Annotated in this window: 17 protein-coding genes; 9 read left to right on the top strand and 8 right to left on the bottom strand. The window is 66.0% G+C overall.

Translation table 11 applies throughout. The features are described from left to right. Positions 1-17: 17 nt before the first annotated feature. The 6 genes from ACFOOQ_RS03200 to ACFOOQ_RS03175 all read right to left on the bottom strand — a co-directional run bounded on the left by ACFOOQ_RS03200 (position 18) and on the right by ACFOOQ_RS03175 (position 8,350). Positions 18-1,226, bottom strand: coding sequence for an acetyl-CoA C-acetyltransferase (locus ACFOOQ_RS03200; RefSeq protein ID WP_379721678.1), 1,209 nt, complete (start codon positions 1,224-1,226; stop codon positions 18-20). A 30-nt stretch (positions 1,227-1,256) separates the two neighbouring features. Beyond that, the gene (locus tag ACFOOQ_RS03195) at positions 1,257-2,405 is read right to left on the bottom strand and encodes an acyl-CoA dehydrogenase family protein (RefSeq protein WP_379721675.1); all 1,149 of its coding nucleotides are present in this window, start codon (positions 2,403-2,405) and stop codon (positions 1,257-1,259) included. A 70-nt stretch (positions 2,406-2,475) separates the two neighbouring features. Further along, positions 2,476-4,269 (bottom strand): acyl-CoA dehydrogenase C-terminal domain-containing protein, encoded by a 1,794-nt coding sequence (locus ACFOOQ_RS03190; RefSeq protein ID WP_379721672.1) that lies wholly within the window; start codon positions 4,267-4,269, stop codon positions 2,476-2,478. A 39-nt stretch (positions 4,270-4,308) separates the two neighbouring features. Then, positions 4,309-6,642: a 3-hydroxyacyl-CoA dehydrogenase/enoyl-CoA hydratase family protein gene (locus ACFOOQ_RS03185; RefSeq protein ID WP_379721669.1), complete on the bottom strand. Its 2,334-nt coding sequence runs from the start codon at positions 6,640-6,642 to the stop codon at positions 4,309-4,311. Positions 6,643-6,658: 16 nt separating this feature from the next. Further along, positions 6,659-7,795 (bottom strand): thiolase family protein, encoded by a 1,137-nt coding sequence (locus ACFOOQ_RS03180; RefSeq protein ID WP_379725318.1) that lies wholly within the window; start codon positions 7,793-7,795, stop codon positions 6,659-6,661. 102 nt (positions 7,796-7,897) lie between these two features. After that, positions 7,898-8,350: a MerR family transcriptional regulator gene (locus tag ACFOOQ_RS03175; protein WP_379721666.1), complete on the bottom strand. Its 453-nt coding sequence runs from the start codon at positions 8,348-8,350 to the stop codon at positions 7,898-7,900. A gap of 169 nt (positions 8,351-8,519) precedes the next feature. On the opposite strand from ACFOOQ_RS03175, the gene ACFOOQ_RS03170 reads away from it, so the two are divergent. The 6 genes from ACFOOQ_RS03170 to ACFOOQ_RS03145 all read left to right on the top strand — a co-directional run bounded on the left by ACFOOQ_RS03170 (position 8,520) and on the right by ACFOOQ_RS03145 (position 15,789). Further along, positions 8,520-8,897 (top strand): Mpo1-like protein, encoded by a 378-nt coding sequence (locus ACFOOQ_RS03170; protein WP_379721663.1) that lies wholly within the window; start codon positions 8,520-8,522, stop codon positions 8,895-8,897. A 104-nt stretch (positions 8,898-9,001) separates the two neighbouring features. Next, a complete protein-coding gene (locus ACFOOQ_RS03165; RefSeq protein WP_379721660.1) occupies positions 9,002-9,934 on the top strand; it encodes a sulfite exporter TauE/SafE family protein in 933 nt (310 codons plus the stop codon). Then, positions 9,931-10,728, top strand: a complete 798-nt coding sequence (locus tag ACFOOQ_RS03160) for a TIGR02186 family protein (RefSeq protein ID WP_379721657.1) — start codon at positions 9,931-9,933, stop codon at positions 10,726-10,728. Before ACFOOQ_RS03165 ends, ACFOOQ_RS03160 begins: the two co-directional genes overlap by 4 nt. Before the next feature lie 76 nt (positions 10,729-10,804). Next, complete coding sequence (locus ACFOOQ_RS03155) at positions 10,805-11,965, top strand: acyl-CoA dehydrogenase family protein (RefSeq protein ID WP_379721654.1); 1,161 nt, start codon at positions 10,805-10,807, stop codon at positions 11,963-11,965. A 4-nt stretch (positions 11,966-11,969) separates the two neighbouring features. Further along, complete coding sequence (locus ACFOOQ_RS03150) at positions 11,970-13,256, top strand: MFS transporter (RefSeq protein ID WP_379721651.1); 1,287 nt, start codon at positions 11,970-11,972, stop codon at positions 13,254-13,256. Between the two features lie 199 nt (positions 13,257-13,455). Further along, positions 13,456-15,789 carry a xanthine dehydrogenase family protein molybdopterin-binding subunit gene (locus ACFOOQ_RS03145; protein WP_379721648.1) on the top strand — a complete coding sequence of 778 codons (2,334 nt, stop codon included), beginning with the start codon at positions 13,456-13,458 and terminating at the stop codon, positions 15,787-15,789. 66 nt (positions 15,790-15,855) lie between these two features. Here the strand turns inward: ACFOOQ_RS03145 and ACFOOQ_RS03140 are convergent, their stop codons facing one another. Together ACFOOQ_RS03140 and ACFOOQ_RS03135 are read right to left on the bottom strand one after the other, a co-directional pair. Then, positions 15,856-16,302, bottom strand: coding sequence for a response regulator (locus ACFOOQ_RS03140; protein ID WP_379721644.1), 447 nt, complete (start codon positions 16,300-16,302; stop codon positions 15,856-15,858). Beyond that, positions 16,295-17,824: a sensor histidine kinase gene (locus ACFOOQ_RS03135; protein ID WP_379721641.1), complete on the bottom strand. Its 1,530-nt coding sequence runs from the start codon at positions 17,822-17,824 to the stop codon at positions 16,295-16,297. The genes ACFOOQ_RS03140 and ACFOOQ_RS03135 overlap by 8 nt, the downstream gene beginning before the upstream one ends. Positions 17,825-17,940: 116 nt before the next feature. Between ACFOOQ_RS03135 and ACFOOQ_RS03130 the strand changes: the two genes are divergently transcribed. The 3 genes from ACFOOQ_RS03130 (at position 17,941) to ACFOOQ_RS03120 (ending at position 20,966) form a co-directional block, all read left to right on the top strand. Next, positions 17,941-18,369 (top strand): NUDIX hydrolase, encoded by a 429-nt coding sequence (locus tag ACFOOQ_RS03130; RefSeq protein ID WP_379721638.1) that lies wholly within the window; start codon positions 17,941-17,943, stop codon positions 18,367-18,369. An 81-nt stretch (positions 18,370-18,450) separates the two neighbouring features. Next, the gene (locus ACFOOQ_RS03125; RefSeq protein ID WP_379721635.1) at positions 18,451-19,560 is read left to right on the top strand and encodes a hypothetical protein; all 1,110 of its coding nucleotides are present in this window, start codon (positions 18,451-18,453) and stop codon (positions 19,558-19,560) included. Then, positions 19,557-20,966 (top strand): hypothetical protein, encoded by a 1,410-nt coding sequence (locus tag ACFOOQ_RS03120; protein WP_379721632.1) that lies wholly within the window; start codon positions 19,557-19,559, stop codon positions 20,964-20,966. Before ACFOOQ_RS03125 ends, ACFOOQ_RS03120 begins: the two co-directional genes overlap by 4 nt. Positions 20,967-20,974 lie beyond the last annotated feature (8 nt).

Genomic DNA, 20,974 nt, shown 5'->3' with positions numbered 1-20,974 from the left:
CGATCCTGCTGCGGCGCTCAGACGCGCTCGATGATGGTGGCGGTGCCCATGCCGGCGCCGACACAGAGCGTGATTAGTGCCGTGCTCTTGCCGCTGCGCTCCAGCTCGTCGACCATGGTGCCGAGGATCATCGCCCCGGTGGCGCCGAGCGGATGGCCGAGCGCGATGGCGCCGCCGTTCACGTTGATCCTGTCGTGCGGGATGTTCAACGCCTGCATGAAGCGCAGGACGACGGAAGCGAAGGCCTCGTTGAGTTCCCAGAGATCGATGTCGGACGGTTTCATGCCGGCGTTCTTCAGCGCCTTTTCGGCGGCAAAGCTCGGGCCGGTCAGCATGATGGTCGGCTCGGAACCGATCGAGGCAAAGCTGCGGATGCGGGCGCGCGGCCTGAGGCCGGCGCGCTTACCGGCCTCGGCATTGCCGATCAGGACCGCGGCGGCGCCGTCGACGATGCCGGACGAATTGCCGGCATGGTGGACATGCTCGATACGCTCGACCTCCGGGTAGCGCTGGGTGGCCACCGAATCGAAGCCGAACTGTTCGCCCATGACGCCAAAGGACGGATCGAGCGCAGCCAGGGTCTGCATGGTGGTGTCGGGCCGCATATGCTCGTCGCGGTCCAGCACGGTCAGGCCGTTGATGTCTTTCACGGCGATGATCGACTTCGAGAAGCGGCCCTCGTCCCACGAGCGTTTGGCGCGTTTCTGGCTCTCGACGGCGTAAGCATCGACGTCGTCGCGGGAGAAGCCGTATTTGGTGGCGATCAGGTCGGCCGAGATGCCCTGGGGCACGAAATAGGTCGGCAGCGCGACCGCCGGGTCGGTCGACCAGGCGCCGCCGTCAGCGCCCATCGGTACCCGGCTCATGCTCTCGACGCCGCCGCCGATCGCCATCTGCGACTGGCCCGACATCACCTGGGCGGCGGCCATGTTGCAGGCTTCCAGCCCCGAGGCACAGAAGCGGTTGACCTGCACCCCGGCGGTGGTCTCGGCATAGCCCGACTGGATCACGGCGACGCGGGCGATATCGGCGCCCTGTTCGCCGACCGGCATCACGCAGCCCAGCACCACATCGTCCACCAGCGAGGTGTCAAGCTCGTTGCGGTCGCGCACGGCTTCCAGCGCGGTGGTGGCCAGCCGCATCGGGGTGACCTCATGCAGGGCACCGCTGGCGCGGCCCTTGCCGCGCGGCGTGCGCACGGCATCGTAGATAAAGGCTTCGGTCATGGTCGTTTCTCCCTTGGCATCGGGTCAGCCTCACAATGTGCGGCTGATCAGTTCCTTCATGATCTCGTTGGTGCCGCCGTAAATGCGCTGCACGCGGGCATCGGCATAGGCGCGGGTGATCGGGTATTCCCACATGAAGCCGTAGCCGCCGAACAGCTGCAGGCAGCGGTCGAGGACCTTGCATTGCAGGTCGCTGCACCAGTATTTCGCCATCGCCGCGGTGGCGACGTCGAGCTTCTTCTCGACCACCAGCTCGATGCATTTGTCGACGAAGACCCGGGCAATCTGGGTCTCGGTCTTTATCTCGGCCAGCTCGAATTTGGTGTTCTGGAAGTCGATCACCGCCTTGCCGAAGGCCTTGCGCTCACGGACATAGTCGGTGGTCCATTTCAGCGCCGCCTCGCAGCCGGCGACGGCCATGATGGCGATCTGCAGCCGCTCCCAGGCCAGTTCCTGCATCAGGTAGAAGAAGCCTTGGCCCTCGCCGCCCAGCATGTTCTCCGGCGGCACGCGCACGTCGGCAAAGAACAGTTCGGAGGTGTCCTGCGCCTTCATGCCGAGTTTTTCGAGATTGCGGCCCTTGGTGAAGCCCTCGCGGCCGGCCTCGACCAGGAACAGGCTGGTGCCCTTGGCGCCCTGTTTGGGGTCGGTCTTGGTCACCACGATCACCAGGTCGGCGTTCTGGCCGTTGGTGATGAAGGTCTTCTGGCCGTTGATGACGAATTCGTTGCCGTCGCGGATCGCGGTGGTCTTCACCGCCTGCAGGTCGGAGCCACCGCCGGGCTCGGTCATGGCGATGGCGCCGATCACCTCGCCGCTGGCCATCTTGGGCAGCCACTTCTGCTTCTGCGCCTCGCTGCCGTAATGCAGCAGGTAGGGCGCGACGATGTCGGAATGCAGCGAAAAGCCCGGGCCGGTGCAGCCGGTATAGGCCTGCTCCTCCATCAGGATCGCCGAATAGGCGCGGTCGACGCCGGAGCCGCCGTATTCCTCCGGCATGGTCGGGCAGAGGAAGCCGGCCGCACCGGCCTTGCGCCAGACCTCGCGCGGCACCACGCCGTCCTCTTCCCACTTGGCATGATGGGGGACGACCTCGCGCTCGAAGAACTTGCGCGCGGCGTCGCGGAACATCAGGTGGTCTTCGGAATAGACGCTCCGCGGGATGCCGAATTCGGTCATGGTCTTTTCGTTTCCTCCGTAGACGTGCCGCGCCCCCTTTCTTGTGAAGAGTGGCGCGGCCCTTTTTGGGTCAGAAATTGGCCGCCTTCAGCATCATGGTGCTTTCGGCGCCGGCCTGGATCTTGGCGAGCTGCGCGGATGTGTCGGGCAGCATGCGGTCCATGAAGAAGCGGGCGGTGACCAGCTTGGTCTCGTAGAAGTCCTTGTCGTCGGCGCCCTCGGCGAGCTTCACCTTGGCCACCTTGGCCATCTTGGCCCACATGAAGCCGAGCGCGACCAGCGCGAACAGGTTCAGGTAATCCCACGAGGCGGCACCGGCCTCATCGGGGTTCTTCATGCCGCGCTCGCTGATCACCGCGGTGGCGGTCTGCAGGCGGGCAAAGGCCTTGGCCAGCGGCATCACGTAGTCCTTGCCGATGGCGGCATCCATCATGTTGTCTTCGATGAAGGTCGACACCGGATGGAAGAAGCGCCGCGCCAGCCGGCCGATGCCGGTCGGCAGCTTGCGGCCGACGAGGTCGAGCGCCTGGATGCCGTTGGCGCCTTCGTAGATCATGGCGATGCGGGCATCGCGCACGAACTGCTCCATGCCCCATTCCTGGATATAGCCGTGGCCGCCGTAGACCTGCTGCGCCATGGTGGCGCACTGGTAGCCGTAGTCAGTCATATAGGCCTTGACCATCGGGGTCAGGAAGGCGACGAGGTCGTCGGCCTCCTGGCGGCGCTCGGCATCGGGATGCTTGGCGGCGACATCGAGCTCGATGCCGGTCCACAGCGCCAGCGCGCGGCTGCCCTCGGTAAACGCCTTCATGGTCATCAGCATGCGCCGGATGTCCGGGTGCACGATGATCGGGTCGGCGGGCTTGTCCGGCACCTTGGTGCCGGTGATCGAGCGGCCCTGCAGCCGGTCATTGGCATAGGTCAGCGCGTTCTGGTAGGCGACCTCGGCCTGGCTGAGACCCTGCACGCCGACGCCGAGACGGGCGGCGTTCATCATCACGAACATCGCCTGCATGCCCTTGTGCATCTGGCCGACCAGCCAGCCTTTGGCGCTGTCGTAGTTCAGCACGCAGGTCGAGTTGGCATGGATGCCCATCTTGTGCTCGATCGAGCCGCAGGACACGCCGTTGCGGGCACCGAGGCTGCCGTCCGGGTTGACCAGGAATTTCGGCACCACGAACAGGCTGACGCCCTTGATGCCTTCCGGACCGCCGGGAATCTTGGCCAGCACCAGATGGATGATGTTCTCTGCCAGGTCATGCTCGCCGGCCGAGATGAAGATCTTGGTGCCGGAGATTAGGTAGCTGCCATCGGCCTGCGGCTCGGCCTTGGTGCGCATCAGGCCGAGATCCGTGCCGCAATGCGGCTCGGTCAGGTTCATGGTGCCGGTCCATTTGCCGGACGCCATATTGGGCAGATACATGTCCTTCTGCTCTTCCGAGCCGTGCCGCAGCAGGGCCTCGTAGGCGCCGTGGGTCAGGCCGGGATACATGGCAAAGGCCATGTTGGCAGCGGACTGGATTTCCGCCATGGCGATGCCCAGCACATGCGGCAGGCCCTGGCCGCCGTATTTCTCTTCCGCGGTCAGGCCGCCCCAGCCGGCCTCGCAATACTGCTGGTAGGCTTCCTTGAAGCCCTTCGGCGTGGTGACCACGCCGTTGTCCCAGTGGCAGCCTTCCTGGTCACCGCTCTGGTTGAGCGGGGCGGTCACCGCGCTCATGAACTTGCCGCCTTCTTCCAGCACCGCGTCGATGACGTCACGGCTGGCATCGGTGAAGCCGAGCTGGTTGCTCAGCTTTTCCATCTGCAGCACGTCATGCAGCACGAACTGGAAGTCCTTGATCGGTGCGGTATAGCTCGGCATGGCCTGTCTCCCTGCAAACTTTCCTACTTGGCCCTGGCGTCAGTTGCGCAGGGGTTTGCCTTTGGTCAGCATGTGCTCGATGCGGTCGAGCGTCGCATTGGTCTTGATCAGCGCCATGAAATTCTCGCGCTCGAGTTCCAGCAGCTTCTTCTCGGTCACCGGCTCGGTGATGTCGGTCTTGCCGCCCGACACCACGTTGGCCAGCGCCAGCGAGACGACGACATCGTGCTTGGTCGCCTTGCCCTGCTGGTGGAAGCCCTGTACGGCCAGTTCCATGGCGGCCTTCGCCGTCGGGCCGGGCAGGTTGATCTCGACCGGCTTCGGCACCTGGTAGTCCTTGGCCAGTTCCAGCGCCTTCGCCTTGGCATCGGCCAGCAGGCGGCGGCGGTTCATGGTGATGCCGTCGCCGTCGCGCAGGATCAGCATGTCGCGGGCTTCCATGGCCGAGGTCGAGACCTTGGCCGTCGAAATCGCCTCGAATACCTGGGCCAGCGCCGGCATCGGGCCGCCGGGGCGCCGCTTGTTGAGAATCGCGCGCGTGGTCAGCTCCTTGCAGCCGCCCCAGCCGGGGATGACGCCGACGCCGACCTCGACGAGGCCCATGTAGCTTTCGGCATGGGCCTGGATCGCCGAGGAATGCAGGGCGATCTCGCAGCCGCCGCCGAGCGCCATGCCCGCCACCGCCGCGACGACGGGGAAGGGGGCGTATTTCAGCTTCATATAGGCATCCTGGCCTTCGCTGATGCCCTGCTCGATGGCGGGCCACATGGCGATATTGGCCTGGAACAGCGCGATGCCGACATTGGCGCCGACCGAGAAATTGTCGTAGTCGCCGCCGATGATCAGGGCCTTGAAGCCCTTCTTGTCGATCTTGGCGGCTTCCTTGACCATACTGATGATGTCGGCGTCGACCGCGTTCATCTTGGTATGCAGTTCGAGGCAGACGACGCCGTCGCCGATGTCCCACAGGCTGGCGCCGCGGTTCGAGGCGATCGGCTGCTTGCCGCGCTTCTTGTCGGCCAGCGCCCAGGCATCGGCCGCGACGGCGATTTCGGCATAGTCGCCTGACGGCATCAGGCGATAGGCCTTGTCGCCCTCTTCCTTGTAGAAGGGACGGCCCTTGGCGATTTCCACCATCTTCGGCACCGGCAGGCCGGACGCCTTCAGCTTGTCGGCGAACCACTGGGTGCCGAGCTGGTCGATCTGCTGGAACGGCCCGTATTTCCAGGCGTAGCCCGTTTTCATCGCGGTATCGACGGCGAGGATGTCGTCGGCGATTTCCGGCACCAGGTCGGCGGCATAGGACAGCACGCGGCTGAGCACGCCCCAGGCATACTGGCCGCCCTTGTCGTCGAAGTCGACCAGCGCGCGCAGGCCGGCCTTGGCTGCCCTGGCCGAGCCGAGACTGGCACGCTGGGTGGCGCGGTAGTCGCCGGTCTTCAGATCGAGGGCTTCCTTGCCGCGGGCGCGGTAGAAGCCGCCCTTGCCCTTGCGGCCGGTATAGCCGTCCTTGATCATCTTCTGCATCAGGGCGTTCAGCGGATGGTCCGCCTTGTAGAACTGGTGCAGTGCATCGGTCTTCGGCAGGGTCTTGAGCATCGAGCCGACCACATAGGGGCCGAGGTCGATGCCGGTGAGGTCGGCAAGACCGAAAATGCCGGTCTTCGGCACGCCCATCGGCCGGCCGACGATGCTGTCGGCCTCCTCGACGGTCAGGCCGAGGTCATAGGCCAGCGCGGTGGCGACCGTCGACCAGTAGATGCCGATGCGGTTGGCGATGAAACCCGGGCGGTCCTTGCAGTCGACCACCTCCTTGCCGAGCCTGACGTCGCCGAAACGGCGCAGCGCATCGATGGTCGCGGGTTTGGTCTTCGGGCCCTTCACCAGCTCGAACAGCCGCATGTAGCGCGGCGGGTTGAAGAAGTGGGTGACGGCGAAATCGGCGGCGAAGCTGTCCGGCAGGCCCTCGGTCAGCAGGTCGAGCGGGATCGTCGAGGTGTTCGACGTGACGATCGAGCCCTTTTTGCGCTTTTGCTCCAGCGTGGCATAGAGCTTCCGCTTGAGGTCGACATTCTCGATGATCGCCTCGCAGATCCAGTCGACATCGGCCAGCTTGTCGAGGTCGTCTTCCAGATTGCCCGGCGTGACCAGCTTGGCGACCCGCGCATGCATGAAGGGCGCCGGCTTGGTCTTCAGCATCCGTTCGATGGCGCCCTTGGCGAGCGCCGAACGGTCGTTGGCACCCCCCACTCCGACATTGGGGGGCACGATGTCGAGCAGGATCACTGGGATGCCGGCATTGGCGACATGGGCGGCGATGCCGGACCCCATCACGCCGGAGCCGATCACCGCGACTTTCTTGATTTCGGTCATGGTCGGATACCCCGGCTCAGACGGCTTCGAGAACGGTGGCGATGCCCTGGCCGCCGCCGATGCACTGGGTGGCCAGCGCGAACTGCTTGCCCTCGCGCTGCAGCAGCGATGCTGCCTTGCCGGTGATGCGCGCGCCGGTGGCGCCCATCGGATGGCCGAGCGCGATGGCGCCGCCATCGAGGTTGACCTTCGACATGTCGTAATCGGCCTGTTTGACGCAGGCCAGCGTCTGGGCTGCAAAGGCCTCGTTCAGTTCGATGATGTCGATGTCCTGCAGCTTGAGGCCGGCGCGCTCCAGCGCCTTCCTGGTCGCCGGCACCGGGCCGATGCCCATCAGTTCCGGTGCGCAGCCGGCCACCGCCACCGCCTTGATGCGGGCCAGCGGCTTCAGGCCATGGGCCTTGGCGAAATCCTCCGAGCAGACGAGCGTCGCCGAGGCGCCGTCGGTCAGCGGCGAGGAGGTGCCGGCGGTGACCGAGCCCTGCTCGTCGAACGCCGGCTTCAGCCCGGCGAGGCCTTCAGCCGAGGTGTCGGCGCGGATGCAGCCGTCTTCCTCGACGCGGCTGTTGCCGTCGACGATGGCGACGATCTCGTCCTTCAGCTTGCCGGCCTTCTGCGCGGCGGCGGCCTTGGCATGGCTGTCGACCGCCATCTGCTCCTGGGCCTTGCGGTCGATGCCGTATTTGTTGGCGAGATTTTCCGCCGTGATGCCCATGGAGACATAGGCCTGCGGGTAATCCTTCAGCAGCCTGGGGTTCGGCAGGGTGTTGAAGCCGCCCATGGGGATGCGGGTCATGCTCTCGACGCCGGCGCAGATGAAGGCCTCGCCGGCATTCATCTGGATGGCGCCGGCGGCCTGGTGGATCGACTGCATCGACGAACCGCAGAAGCGGTTCACCGTGGTGCCGGCGGCCTCCTGCGGCAGGCCGGCGAGGAAGCTGATCAGGCGGGCGACGTTCAGGCCCTGCTCGCCCTCCGGGAAGGCGCAGCCGACGATGACATCCTCGATGGCTTTCGGGTCGACGCCCGTGCGTTCCACCAGCGCCTTGATGACCTGGGCGGTCAGGTCATCGGGGCGCACCTTGGTCAGGGCGCCCTTGCGGGCCAGAGTGAACGGCGAGCGGGCATAACCAGCGATCACCACGTTGCGCATCATGACGGCGTCTCCTTCGGCGGACGGACAGGACTGTTCGTTGCTTGCTTGAACGGCAGTAGATAGCGGACGGGGCGGGGCGGGACAGGGCCCCGCCGCGACTTATTCGGCGACCTCGGCGAGCTGGCCGACGCGGCCCTGGATGAATTCCTTGAAGCTCGGCGCCTCGCGGCTGCGCTCTTTCACCTTCAGGAACTCGTCGATGATGCGCACGTCGTGCTTCAGCTGCAGAATGGCGTCGTCGATGTCGCGTTTCTGCAGCTCCAGCGCGGCCAGGCGCTCCTGCGAGCGCTTGAGCGTCAGCTTCATCTGCTCGACCCGGCCATCGCCGACATCATAAAGGTCGATCATCTCGCGGATTTCCGCGAGGCTGAAGCCGAGCCGTTTGCCGCGTAGGATCAGCTGCAGGCGGGCGCGGTCGCGGCGGGCGTAGACACGCATCATGCCCTGGCGGGACGGATGCAGCAGGCCCTTGTCTTCATAGAAACGGATGGCGCGCGGGGTGACGTCGTATTCATGCGCCAGTTCAGTGATCGTGTAGGTCTTGTCCGACACGGTTAGCCTCCCTCAGTCAGGCTCTGTTTCTTGGCGGCGACTCTTAGTTTACGTTTACGTAAACGTCAAGATGAAACTATGAGCATCCGCCCGGCAGAGCCGGTTTCTCTTGGATTTCCGCATTTTACGGGCGTATGATGGCCCCGGCCAACCAGCCGGAGGGACCACCATGCCCGACACATTGTCCGACAATCGGATCGAGTCGTACAGCGATTTTTGGCCCTACTACCTGCGCGAGCACAAAAAACCGACGACCCGCGCCTGGCATTATGCCGGCAGCACGGCGGCGCTGGCCTGCCTCGCGGCCTTGGTGGCGACCGGCCAATGGGGCTGGCTGGGCGCCGGCCTGGTGGCCGGTTACGGCCCGGCCTGGATCGGGCATTTCTTCATCGAGAAGAACCGCCCGGCCACCTTCCGCTATCCCCTCTGGTCGCTGGTGTCCGATTACCGCATGTACGCCTGTTTCCTGACCGGCAGCATCGGCCGCGAACTCGAGCGCGCCGGCGTGGGCGACACGGCACCGCGGCAAACCGCGCAAACCTCGTGACCGGTCACGAAATCGCAACCCTTGTCGCGGCATTGTAGCTTTCCATTGCCGCGGCGGTTCCGTCCGCTTTTTCCTTAGCTTCAGTCAGGGTCCGGTTCCCGGTTATGCAGATCTACCTCCCCATCGCTGAGATGTCGGTCAGCCTCTGGCTGCCACTCGGCCTCGGGGCGGCGGTCGGCTATCTGTCCGGCCTGTTCGGCGTCGGCGGCGGCTTCCTGCTGACGCCGCTGCTGATCTTCATCGGCGTGCCGCCGCCGGTGGCGGTGGCCGCCTCGGCTAACCAGGTGGTCGCCTCCAGCGTCTCGGCGGTCTACGCCCACTGGCGCAAGGGCAATGTCGATTTCAAGATGGGCGGTGTGCTGCTGATCGGCGGCCTCGCCGGCTCGGCCTTCGGCGCCTATCTCTTCTCGGTGCTCAAGCGCATCGGCCAGCTCGATGCGGTGATTGCGCTGTCCTATGTCGTCATTCTCGGCCTGATCGGCAGCCTGATGATGACCGACAGCATCCGCCTGTTCTGGCGCAGCCGCGGCGGTGCCGTGCAACCGCCCATGCGGCGCCGGCGCATGCACGATCATCCGTGGATCCGCGTGCTGCCGTTCAAGCTGCGGTTCCGCAAGTCGCAGCTCTATGTCAGCGCGCTGCTGCCGGTCGCGCTTGGCTTCGTGGTCGGTATCCTCGCCGCCATCATGGGCGTCGGCGCCGGCTTCATGCTGGTGCCGGCGATGATCTACCTGCTCGGCATGCCGACCGCGGTGGTGATCGGCACCTCGCTGGTGCAGATCATTTTTGTTACCGCCAACGTCACCATGCTGCACGCAATCTCGACCCAGACCGTCGACCTGACCCTGGTGCTGCTGCTGGTGATGGGGTCGGTGGTCGGTGCGCAATATGGCGTGCGCCATGGCGCACGCCTGCGCGGCGAGCAGATCCGCGGCCTGCTGGCCGCCGTGGTGCTGGCCGTGGCGGTGGTGCTCGCCACCCAGCTTGTTATCCCGCCCGACGACGTCTATTTCCTCGAAGCGGGGTCGCAGCGATGATGCGGCAATATCGCTTGGTCCTGCTGCTCGCGCTGCTGGCCGCCCCGCTGGTCGCGTCGCCGCCGGCTTCGGCGCAAACCCGCGGCGCGACGCAGACACGGGGTCCGGCACCGGCCGATTCTCCGCTGATCACCGACCTGTCGTCGCATCTGATCGCCATCACCTCCAACTTTACCGGCACCGACCTGCTTTTGTTTGGGGCCATCGACGAGCCGGGCGATATCATCGTGGTGGTGCGCGGGCCGACCAGCACCGCGGTGGTGCGGCGCAAGGAATCGACCTTCGGCCTGTGGCTGACCCGGCGTTCCGCCACGTTTGACGGCGTGCCGGCCTTTTATGCTGTCACCAGCACCAAGCCGCTGGCCGAGATCGCACCGGAGACCCTGCTGCAGCGCCTGCAGATCGGGCTCGGCGGCCTGCGGTTCCGCTTTGTCGGCAGCGGCATCGTCGAGGATGTCGACGAATTCCGCAAAGCGCTGATCCGCCAGAAAGGCTACGAGGGGCTGTATCACCAGAGCGTCGGCGGCGTCGACTTCCTCGGCCCCAAGCTGTTCCGCACTGCGATCAGCTTCCCGGCGACGGCGCCGGTCGGCACTTACCAGGCCGAGGTCTACCTGATCCGCGACGACCGTATCATCGCCGCGCAGTCGAGCCCGCTGTTCATCGACAAGCAGGGCATCGAGCAGGAAATCTATGATTTCTCGCGGCAGGCACCGGCCGCCTACGGTCTCGTCGCCGTGCTGACCGCCATGCTGGCCGGCTGGCTGGCGGCGGTGCTGCTGCGCAAGAACTGAGGCTGCCGGCTTTTCCGGCCGCGGCGGTTGTGCCAATCTTGCCGCAGACCCTTGCGGCAGAGTGAAGAAAACGACCATGGACACGGAAACGCTTGAGCAGACGCGGCAGGTGCTGCGACGCTTCGTACGCGAGCGGCTGGTGCCGCTGGAACAGCAGGTCGCCGACGACGACCGCATCCCCGACGAAATCCGCGGCGAATTTGCCGGGATGGGCCTGTTCGGCCTGTCGATCCCCGAGGAATACGGCGGTCTCGGCCTTGCCCTTGCGGAAGAGGTCGAGCTGGTCTTCGAACTGGGCTGGACCTCGCCGGCCTTCCGCAGCATGTTCGGCACCAATGTCGGCATCGGCAGCCAGGGCATCCTGATCGACGGCACGCCGGAGCAGAAGCAGACCTGGCTGCCGAAACTGGCCAGCGGCGAAGTGATCTCCAGCTTCGCGCTGACCGAGCCCGAGGCCGGTTCGGATGCGGCCAGCGTCAGGACCCGCGCCGAACGCCAGGGCGACCATTACGTCGTCAACGGCACCAAGCGCTTCATCACCAATGCGCCGCATGCCGGCGTGTTCACCCTGATGGCGCGCACCGATCCGGCCAACAAGGGCGCCGGCGGGGTGACGGCCTTCATCGTCGAGGCGAACACGCCGGGCATCTCCATCGGCAAGCATGACCGCAAGATGGGCCAGCGCGGCTCGCATACCGCCGACGTGATTTTCGACAACGTGAAGGTGCCGGCGGCGAATATCATCGGTGGCCGCGAGGGGCAGGGCTTCAAGACGGCGATGAAAGTGCTCGACCGGGGGCGGCTGCATATCTCGGCCATGTGCGTCGGCGCCGCCGAGCGGCTGATCCACGAGGCGGTGGCCTATGCCCGCGACCGCAAACAGTTCGGCCAGCCGATCGCCGAGTTCCAGCTGGTCCAGGCCATGCTGGCCGACAGCCGCACCGAAGCCTATGCCGCACGCTGCATGATCCGCGACGCGGCCCGGCGCTACAGTGTCGGCGAGAATGTCTCGATGGAAGCCTCCTGCTGCAAGTATTTCGCCTCCGAAATGGTCGGCCGCGTCGCCGACCGCGCCGTGCAGGTACATGGCGGCTCGGGCTATATCCAGGATTACGCCGTCGAGCGCTTCTACCGCGACGTCCGCCTGTTCCGTCTCTACGAGGGCACCAGCCAGATCCAGCAGATCGTCATCGCCCGGCAGATGCTGAAGCAGGCCGCAGCCGGCGCGGCGGACTGAGCCGATGCCGGAGGACGGACCAGAACCTGCCGCCAGTCCCGCGTCTGCCAGTCCCGCGTCTGCCGGCCGCACGCCCGCCAAGGCCGCCATCGTCCTGGTCGGCCTGTGCTTCGGGTTGAATGCCCTGTCGCGCGGCATGGGTGAGACCTTCGCCACCTTCCTGCTGGCGCTGACCGAGGATTTCAAGACCGACCGTGCCGCCGTGGCGGCGATCTATTCGGTGCAGATGCTGATCGCCGGCTTTGGCGCGCCGCTCGCCGGTTACTGCTTCGACCGCTTCGGGCCGCTGCGGCTCTATATCGGCGGCTTCCTGTTCCTCGCCAGCGGTCTGGCGCTGGCATCGCTGAGCGGCACCCTGTGGCAGCTCTACCTGTTTATCGGGCTTGGCGTCGGCGGCGCGGCCGCCTCGCTTGGCAATGCGCCGCATTCGGCGCTGCTGGCGCGCTGGTTCGAGGGGGCGGCGCTGTCGCGCGCCATGAGCGTGGTCTATGCCGGCCTCGGCGTCGGCTCGCTGCTGCTGGTGCCGCTGGCCCAGCTGCTGATCGATACCGGCGGCTGGCGCGTGGCCTATGCCAGCATGGCCGGCATCGTCGTGCTGCTCAGCCCGCTGCTGCTGCTGGTGCGCTGGCCGCAGGCGCAGGCCGGCCGCATCGCCGCGCCGCCGCCGCTGGTGCGCGCCGACGGCCTGCCGGGCGACGAATGGACGGTGCTGTCGGCCATGCGCACCACCGCCTTCTGGGGCCTGGCTTCGGTGTTCCTGTTCACCAGCGCCGGGATGTTCTCGGTCATGGTACAGGCAGTCGCTTATCTGATCGAACTCGGCTACCCGCCGCTGCAGGCCGCCTCGATCTATGGCCTGATCGGCGTGCTGACCCCGATCGGCATCATCGGCTTCGCCTGGGCCGACGGTCGCATCGGCCGCCATGCCTCGGCCGCCATCTCCTATGCCTTCAGCCTGGCCGGACTGGCCGCGCTCTGGGCGCTCAAGGCGCACCAGAATATGGTGTTCATGTCGCTGTTCGTGCTGCTGGTCGGGCTGTCCTTCGGCGCCCGCGGACCAATGATCGGCGCCACCGCCGCATTGATTTTCAAAGGGCGCCGCTTCGGGGCGATTTTCGGCACCATCATGGTCGGTTCCGGAGTGGGCGTGTCGCTCGGCACCTTCATCGGCGCCCTGCTGCACGACTGGACCGGCGGCTATACCGCGGTTTTCCTGTTTTCCGGTTTCTGCGTGCTGATGGGGGCGCTCCCGTTCTGGAGCTACCGCTCGCTGCGGGCCTATGGCCCCTGACCGGGTGGGTTCCCTCCAGGTGACCAATGCGGTGGGTGCGATTTCTGTCCGGCCGGAAAATGTACCCCGGCAATGATCTGTAACCGGCGGGTTGAAAACCCCCCGCCGGACTCCCTATCATTTCCCCAGGATCGTTTCCCCAGGTTCATTCCTTGGCCCCCAGCCTGCCAGACAGCCGTCTCCCGAAAGGACGCCCCCGATGACCAAGTTCGGCCAGAGCCAGCCGGTTCGCCGCGTGGAAGACCAGCGTTTCATCACCGGTGCCGGCCGCTATACCGATGACATTTCCCTGCCCAACCAAGCCGTCGGCGTGGTGCTGCGCTCGCCCCATGCCCATGCGAAAATCCGTTCGATCGACACGACGGCCGCCAAGGCGGCGCCGGGCGTGCTGGCGGTCTATACCGTGGCCGACCTGAAGACGGCCGGCATCGGCAACCTGCCTTGCATGATCCCGCTGAAGAACCGCGACGGATCCCTGCGTGCCGATCCGGCGCGGCCGACGCTTGCCGACGGTGCGGTGCGCCATGTCGGCGACCCGGTGGCCTTCGTGGTGGCCGAAACCCAGGTCCAGGCCCGTGATGCTGCCGAGTTGATCGAGGTCGATTACGACCCGCTGCCGGCCGCCGCCCATCTCGCCACCACGATGGATGCCGGCCAACCGCAGATCTGGCCGGAGGCGCCGAACAACCGCGCCTTCGACTGGGAGGTCGGCAACAAGGAAAAAGCCGACGCGCTGTTCGCTTCGGCCGCCAGGGTCGTGAAGATCACCATCGAGAACAACCGTGTCATCGTCGCCTCGATGGAGGCGCGCGTCTCGCTGGCTGCTTTCGACGCCGCCACCGGCCGCTTCACGCTTTATGTGCCGACCCAGGGCGTCTGGGTGCAGAAGAACGTGCTGTCGAAGATCCTCGGCGTCGAGCCATCGAGCCTGCATGTCATCACCAGCGATGTCGGCGGCGGCTTCGGCATGAAGATCTTCATCTACCCCGAACAGGTGCTGACCATGTTCGCCGCCCGCGCGCTCGGCCGGCCGGTGAAGTGGACCTCGGAGCGGTCGGAAGCCTTCCTGACCGATACCCATGGCCGCGCCAACCTGACCCATGGCGAACTGGCGCTCGACAAGGACAACAACTTCCTGGCGCTGCGCACCTATAACATCGCCGATATGGGCGCCTATCTGTCGACCTATGCGCCGATGATCCCGACCATGGCCGGCACCAAGGTGCTGTCCTCGGTCTATCGCTTCCAGGCGGTGCATGCCCATGTCGAGGGCGTGTTCACCAACACCGTGCCGGTCGATGCCTATCGCGGCGCCGGCCGGCCGGAATCGAACTACCTGATGGAGCGCCTGATCGACAAGGCGGCGCGCGAACTCGGCGTCGAGCGTTCGGCGCTACGCAAGCAGAACTTCATCCCGCCCTCGGCCTTCCCGTGGACCAGCGCCATGGGCCTGACCTATGATTCCGGCGAATTCGAGAATACCGCCAACACGGCGCTGAAGGCGATCGACTGGGACGGTTTCGAGACGCGCCGTGCGGAAGCCAGGAAGCGCGGCATGCTGCGCGGTATCGGTATGGCCTATTACCTCGAGGCGACCGGCGGCGCACCGAGTGAACGCGCCGAAGTGCGTTTCCTCGAGGACGGTATCGTCGAGGTCTATGTCGGCACCCAGTCGACCGGACAGGGCCACGAGACCGCCTATACCCAGATCGTCGCCGAGCAGCTTGGTGTCGATTTCGACAAGGTGCGCATCCGCCAGGGCGACAGCGACGCGATCCCCACCGGCGGCGGCACCGGCGGTGCGCGTTCGCTGTATTCCGAGGGCGGCGCCATCCTCAAGGCCAATGACGGCGTGATCGAGAAGGGCAAGGCGGTCGCTGCCGAGATGCTGGAAACCGCGCAGGGCGACATCGAATTCGTCGCCGGCCGCTTTGCGGTGGCCGGCACCGACCGTGGCGTCGGCATTGCCGAGGTGGCGCAGGAGGCCCGCAAGCGGGCCGGTGTCGCCGCCGGGCAGACTGGCGGTCTCGATACCGTGGCCGACTGGCAGGTGCAGGCGATCACCTTCCCGAACGGCTGCCATGTCTGCGAGCTGGAGGTCGATCCGGCCACCGGCATCACCACGGTGGTGCGCTACGTGGTCGCCGACGACATGGGCCGGGTGATCAACCCGACCATCGTCAAGGGCCAGATCCATGGCGGCGTGGTGCAGGGCGTCGGCCAGGCGCTGTATGAAAGCGTGGTTTATGACGATGACGGCCAGCTGCTGACCGGCACCTTCACCGATTACTGCATGCCGCGGGCCGACGATTTCCCGGAGATCGAGGTGATCCTCTGCGAGGTGCCGTGCAAGACCAATCCGCTCGGCGTCAAGGGCGCCGGCGAGGCGGGTGCGGTGGGCTCGGCGCCGGCGACGATGAACGCACTGGCCGACGCGCTGCTGCCGGCCGGCATTACCCATGTCGACATGCCGGCGACGCCGCAGAAGGTATGGGACCTGCTCAACGGGGCCGCGGCGCTGGCCGCCGAATAAACCGGACCGCAGAACCGCAAACGGCCGCGTGGGGCAACCTGCGCGGCCGTTTTGTCTGGCAGCCGCCTAGTGGCCGTTCTCGGGCACCTGCATCACGGTGAAGAACAGGCCGAGCGCGCGGATCGCCTGGGCGAAATTCTCGTAGTTCACCGGCTTGGTGATGTAGACGTTGCAGCCCAGCGCATAGCAGTTCTGGATTTCCTTTTCGTCGTCGGTGGTGGTCAGGATCACCACCGGCGCCAGCTTCATGCCGGGGCTTGCCTTCACGCGGCGCAGGATTTCGGTGCCCTGCATGTCGGGCAGGTTGAGGTCGAGCAGGATCAGCGTCGCTTCGTGCCGATGGCCGGCACCGTTGCCATCGGCACCGAGCAGGTATTGCAGTGCCGGCTCGCCCGCAGTGAACGGCACGATTTCGTTGTTGACGCCGGCGCGCCGGATGTTCTTCTCGATCAGGCGGGCATGACCCTCGTCATCCTCGATCATCACGATGGTCACGGGCTGCTGCTCAGGCATCGATTCTGTCCCTCTCAGGCACGCGTCCTGATGCTTCGGGATATGCTTTCCACTGTTTTGGTAAAGTAACGGTAAAAATCGTGCCGGTGGCCGGCGTGCTGCTGACCCTGATGCTGCCGCCGATCCGGCGCACCACGATGCGGACATGGGCGAGGCCGATGCCTTCGCCCGGCTGGTCGGGATCGCCGGAGCGGCGAAACAATTCAAAGATGCGCTCGTGATCGCGCGGATCGATGCCGCGCCCGTTGTCGCCGACCCGGATCGCCACCGTATCGGCCGCGTCCTCGGCGCGGATCGTGATCTCACCCGCAACGCCAGGCCGGAGATATTTTACTGCATTGTCGAGCAGGTTGGAGAAGATCTGCTCGATGGCCAGCCGGTCGCTGACGATCTGCGGCAGGTCGTCGATCTCGATCCGGCAGTCTGCCGCCTGGGCGCGATGGGCGAACTGGTCGGCCAGGCCACGGAGCAGGCTGCGCAGGTCGATCTCCTGCGGATGGAATTCGCGCTGGCCGGCCCGCGACAGCCGCAGTACGGCATTGATCAGGCGATCCATCTTGCCGATCGAGGCCTTGATGAAGCCGATGGCCTCGCCGAGTTCGGTCTTCTGGCGCTGCCGGGCCGGATCATCGGCCGGAAGACCGGCAAAGATTTCCTCCTTCAGCGCCTCGATCTCGCCGGTGAAACCCATCACGTTGACCAGCGGCGTGCGCATGTCATGGCTGACCACGAAGGCGAAGCGCTGGATTTCCTCGTTGGCCTCGCTGAGGTCGGCGGTCCGTTCCGCCACGCGATGCTCCAGATTGGTGTTGGCCTGCTCGAGCGCGCGGTTGGCCAGGGCCAGCCGGTCGGCGGATTGTTCCAGTGCGGCATGCGCCGACAGCAGGTCGCGGCTGTTGCGGCGGATCAGCCGCAGGGCGAGGATGGCCAGTGCGGCGATGGTCAGGCTGCCGGCAAAATTGACGATGAACAGGATCGGGTTCAAGCGGTCGACAAGGCGCTGGCTGTTGTCCGAGGCCTGCATCTCCTCGTCGAGCATGCCGCGGATGATGCCGGAGATCTCGTTCATCACCCGCAGGCCTTCGTCGGTCTCCAGCAGCGCCAGGGCAGAGACGCCCTGGCCGGCTTCTTTCATGGCGACGACGCGCTCGAGCTCGACCAGTTTCTGATGCACCAGCGGCTGCAGCTGCAGGAACTGCTCGCGCTGCGGCGGATCCTCGGCGATCAGGCCGGCCAGCTGTTCGCCGATCTCGCGGTTCCGCTGCAGGCCGATCCGGTAGTCGTCGAGATAGCTCTGCCGGCCGGTGACCAGATAGCCACGCTGGCCGCTCTCGGCGCGCCGCAGGGCAGCGATATAGGTGACCAGCGCGGCGTTGACCTGCAGGCTGTGGGCGACTTCATCCGACACGCCGTTGATCCGGTCGGTCAGCCAGATCGAGCTGATGCTGGTCACCGCGATGACCGCGAAACCGGCCATCAGCAGGGCGAGCTGGAGCGGCGAACGGGCAGTGGGTCTCAGCATGCTGGCGCACCGGCGTGAGGAGAAGCATCAACATTGCCAAAATCAGTATGCTAATCAATTGTATTCGCATCGCTTGCCGGCTGCGGGCCGGAACAGGCCGGTACAGGGAGGACAGCATGTCGCGTGAATATCCGGATCAGCCGCTGGTCGGGCTTGGTGCCATCGTCTGGAAGGACGGCCGGGTGCTGATGGTCAGGCGCGGCCGGCCGCCGGGCGAGGGGATCTGGAGTCTGCCGGGTGGCCTGCAACTGGTGGGTGAGACGGTGGCCGAGGGTGTGCGGCGCGAGATCGCCGAGGAGACCGGAGTCGAGATCGAGCTGCTCGGCCTGGTCGAGGTGATCGATTCGGTGCGCCGCGACGCCGCCGGGCGGGTGCTGTATCATTTCACCATCATCGACTACGCCGCCCGCTGGATCGCCGGCGAGGCGGTGGCGGGGGATGATGCGGCCGCTGTCGCCTGGGTGGCACCGGAAGACCTCGGCAGCCTCGAGACCTGGGCGGAAACCGCCCGGGTGATCGAAAAATCGCGCGACTGGCTCGGCTGACCCCGACAGTCATTTGCGCCGACCCCGCCTTGTGGTTAAGTAGGGGGCATCAGAGGCCAATTCTACCGTTGGGCGTGGGGGATGAATTTTCCGAGGGGAGCCGGGCAGCAGTTCCAGCCCGCCAAGTTCGAAGAGCGCGGCACCGCCGTCGCCTTCACGACCCCGGCGCTCAGCCAGGCCCGGGTGCGCCAGGACAGCCGTGAGCAGCTCGAACTGACGGTCTCGGCGTTTTCCGGCGCCAAGGGCAATTACGTCATCCGCTGGAAGGACGTGCCCGACATCTTTTCCCTGACCATGCACGACCGGGCCCTGCAGGATACGATTTTCAGCCATAATTCCTGCCTGCCGCCGGATGTCCGCCACGCCATGCTGGAAACCGCCAGGACCGGACTGGCCGGCCCCGAGGCCCAGCGCATGGCCGAGGAAGCCCTGGCGGAGGATGACGACGAGAAGCTGCTGACCAGCTTCTTCCTGTTCAAGTCGGCGATCGAGAAGATGTCCGGCGGTTCGATGGACCTGCGGGTTTCCGACCTCACCTCCGACAGCGGCCGCGACCGGATCAAGAGCGGGCTTGGCGATATCGCCCAGCGCCTGCACACCTCCAGCAACGAGCTGTATGCCCGGCTGGAGGAATGGGGGGCCATGATCGGCCAGCTCGGCGTGCCCGGCATGCCGCGCGAATGCCGCCTACGCCGCATGATCAGCAGCATCACCGCGCTGACCGACGGCCTCAACCGCTGGGCCGATACCGACAAGTCCGAAGCCGCCGACCTGGCCCGCTCGATTGCCAAGGTTGCCCGCTTCACCGACGAGTTCGCACGCGACCAGGCGATCCTGGTGGGGCGGCCGATCGAGCATGCCGAACGCGTGCTCGCCAACTGGGAAAAGGCCCGGCTCAATATCCGCAAGGACATGGAGCGCCTGTGGTGGACCATCGATGGCTGGGAGTTTATCATCCTGCTGTGGCGGGACGCGGAAGGCCGCGACCGCGATGCCCAGCGGGCAGCGGTAACGGAAATTTACCGTATTCTGCCCATCATCCCCGACAAAGAGGCCGCCAATCGTCCGAACCTGCAGGCCATGCAGGAAAGCACGCGGATGCAGGTGCGCGCTCTGGAGGGGTGGAATTCCGGCATGCTCGACATTGAAATGATCCATCGCGTCGAGACGATCAAACGGAGCCAGGTATGACCGATCTGGCCTCAGAACTGCGCGATATCGAACGCAAGCTGTTCGAGATTCCCGACGAGAAGGTCGCCCAGCTGACCCTGCTGATCGAGCGCTCGCGCGCCGTGGTGCTGTCGGCGGCGATGGCCAATGCGGCGCTCGGTACGCTGCGGCCCCGGCTGGTGAAGACGCGGCCGCCGCGCCACCTGACCCTGCAGCGCATTTTCTGCCACCCCTTCGAGGATCTTCTGGTGATCCCGGAGGACGGCGACAAGCAGTTCGGTCGCATCTCGCGCACCTCGCTGGCGGCCTGCTGGGACTATGTGGTGCATGGCCTCGACCAGACCGCGGTCAAGCAGCTCGAAGCCAGCCTGCGCACCGAGGCGGCGCCGCGCATCGGCGCCGCCGCCGATCCGCGCATTCCCAAGCTGGGCGCCACCCTCTGGGCGGTGGCGGCGAAGCGCCTGCGCGAAGACATCAGCCGCGCCGGCAGCGACCCGGCTTTTCGTGCCGAACTGGTCGAGAAACTGGGCGGCGAGACGCCGCTGCTCGACCTGGTGGACATGACCGGCATGCTGGAGATTGCCGGTACGCTGGAAAAGCTGCGCGACGAGCTGTCGCCCAAGCCGGTCGGCAAGCTGCTCGACGATCAGGTGGCGGCGATCAAGGAGACGTATGCGGAGCTGAGCGCCAGCGGCACCGGCCTGCCCGGCTACATGATCGCCTTCGTGATCGCGCGGCTGACCGACGGCTTCCAGTTGCTGCCGATCTGCGACGGGCTGGCCGATGCGCCGACCGGTTTCGAGGGCCTGACGCCCGGCCAGTTCGCCCGCCAGATGCTGGCCGGCGACAGCAAGCGCTTCTTCAAGTCGCTCGGCCGTGTCGATGCGGCCACCGTGCCGGATGCCAATGTCGCCGGCATGGTGGTGGATTTCGTGCATCTGGTCGGCCGGCTGGAGGCCGATGGCATGGCCGAGGGACCGCAACCCGAGATGGAGGCGGCCAGCGCCAAGCTGCATGAGGCCGTGAAGACCAGCATGCTCGACTCTGCCGGCGCCACCGTGCTGTCGGCGCTGGAAGCACCGGCCGCCGATGCCGACCCGAAAGCCGCCCGCGAAGCGGCCTTTGAAGCCAAGATGCAGGCGGAGACCCGGGTCTTCGCCATCCAGAAGGTAGCCAAGGTGGCCGAGGGTATCGGTGCCGGCAAGGATATCGGCGCCACGCTGAAGACGCTCAGCCAGCAGCTCGAGCAGGGCGGTGGCAGCCTGCTGGCCGATATCAAGGCCGGCAAGCTGAATGCGCTCGGCAAGGATGCCGCCAAGCAGCAGTTGTTCGGCGCGGTGCGCATGCTGGAACTGGTCGGTGGCGGCCATGCGGCCGGCAAGCTGATGAAGGACGGTCTCGCGGCGATCGAGAAGATGCCGGCCTGAGCGCCGGC

It is taken from the genome of Ferrovibrio xuzhouensis, assembly GCF_042648965.1.
Taxonomy (GTDB): Bacteria; Pseudomonadota; Alphaproteobacteria; order Ferrovibrionales; family Ferrovibrionaceae; genus Ferrovibrio; species Ferrovibrio xuzhouensis.
The sequence above is the reverse complement of the archived record's forward strand: the minus strand, read 5'-3'. Positions and strand labels throughout refer to the sequence as shown.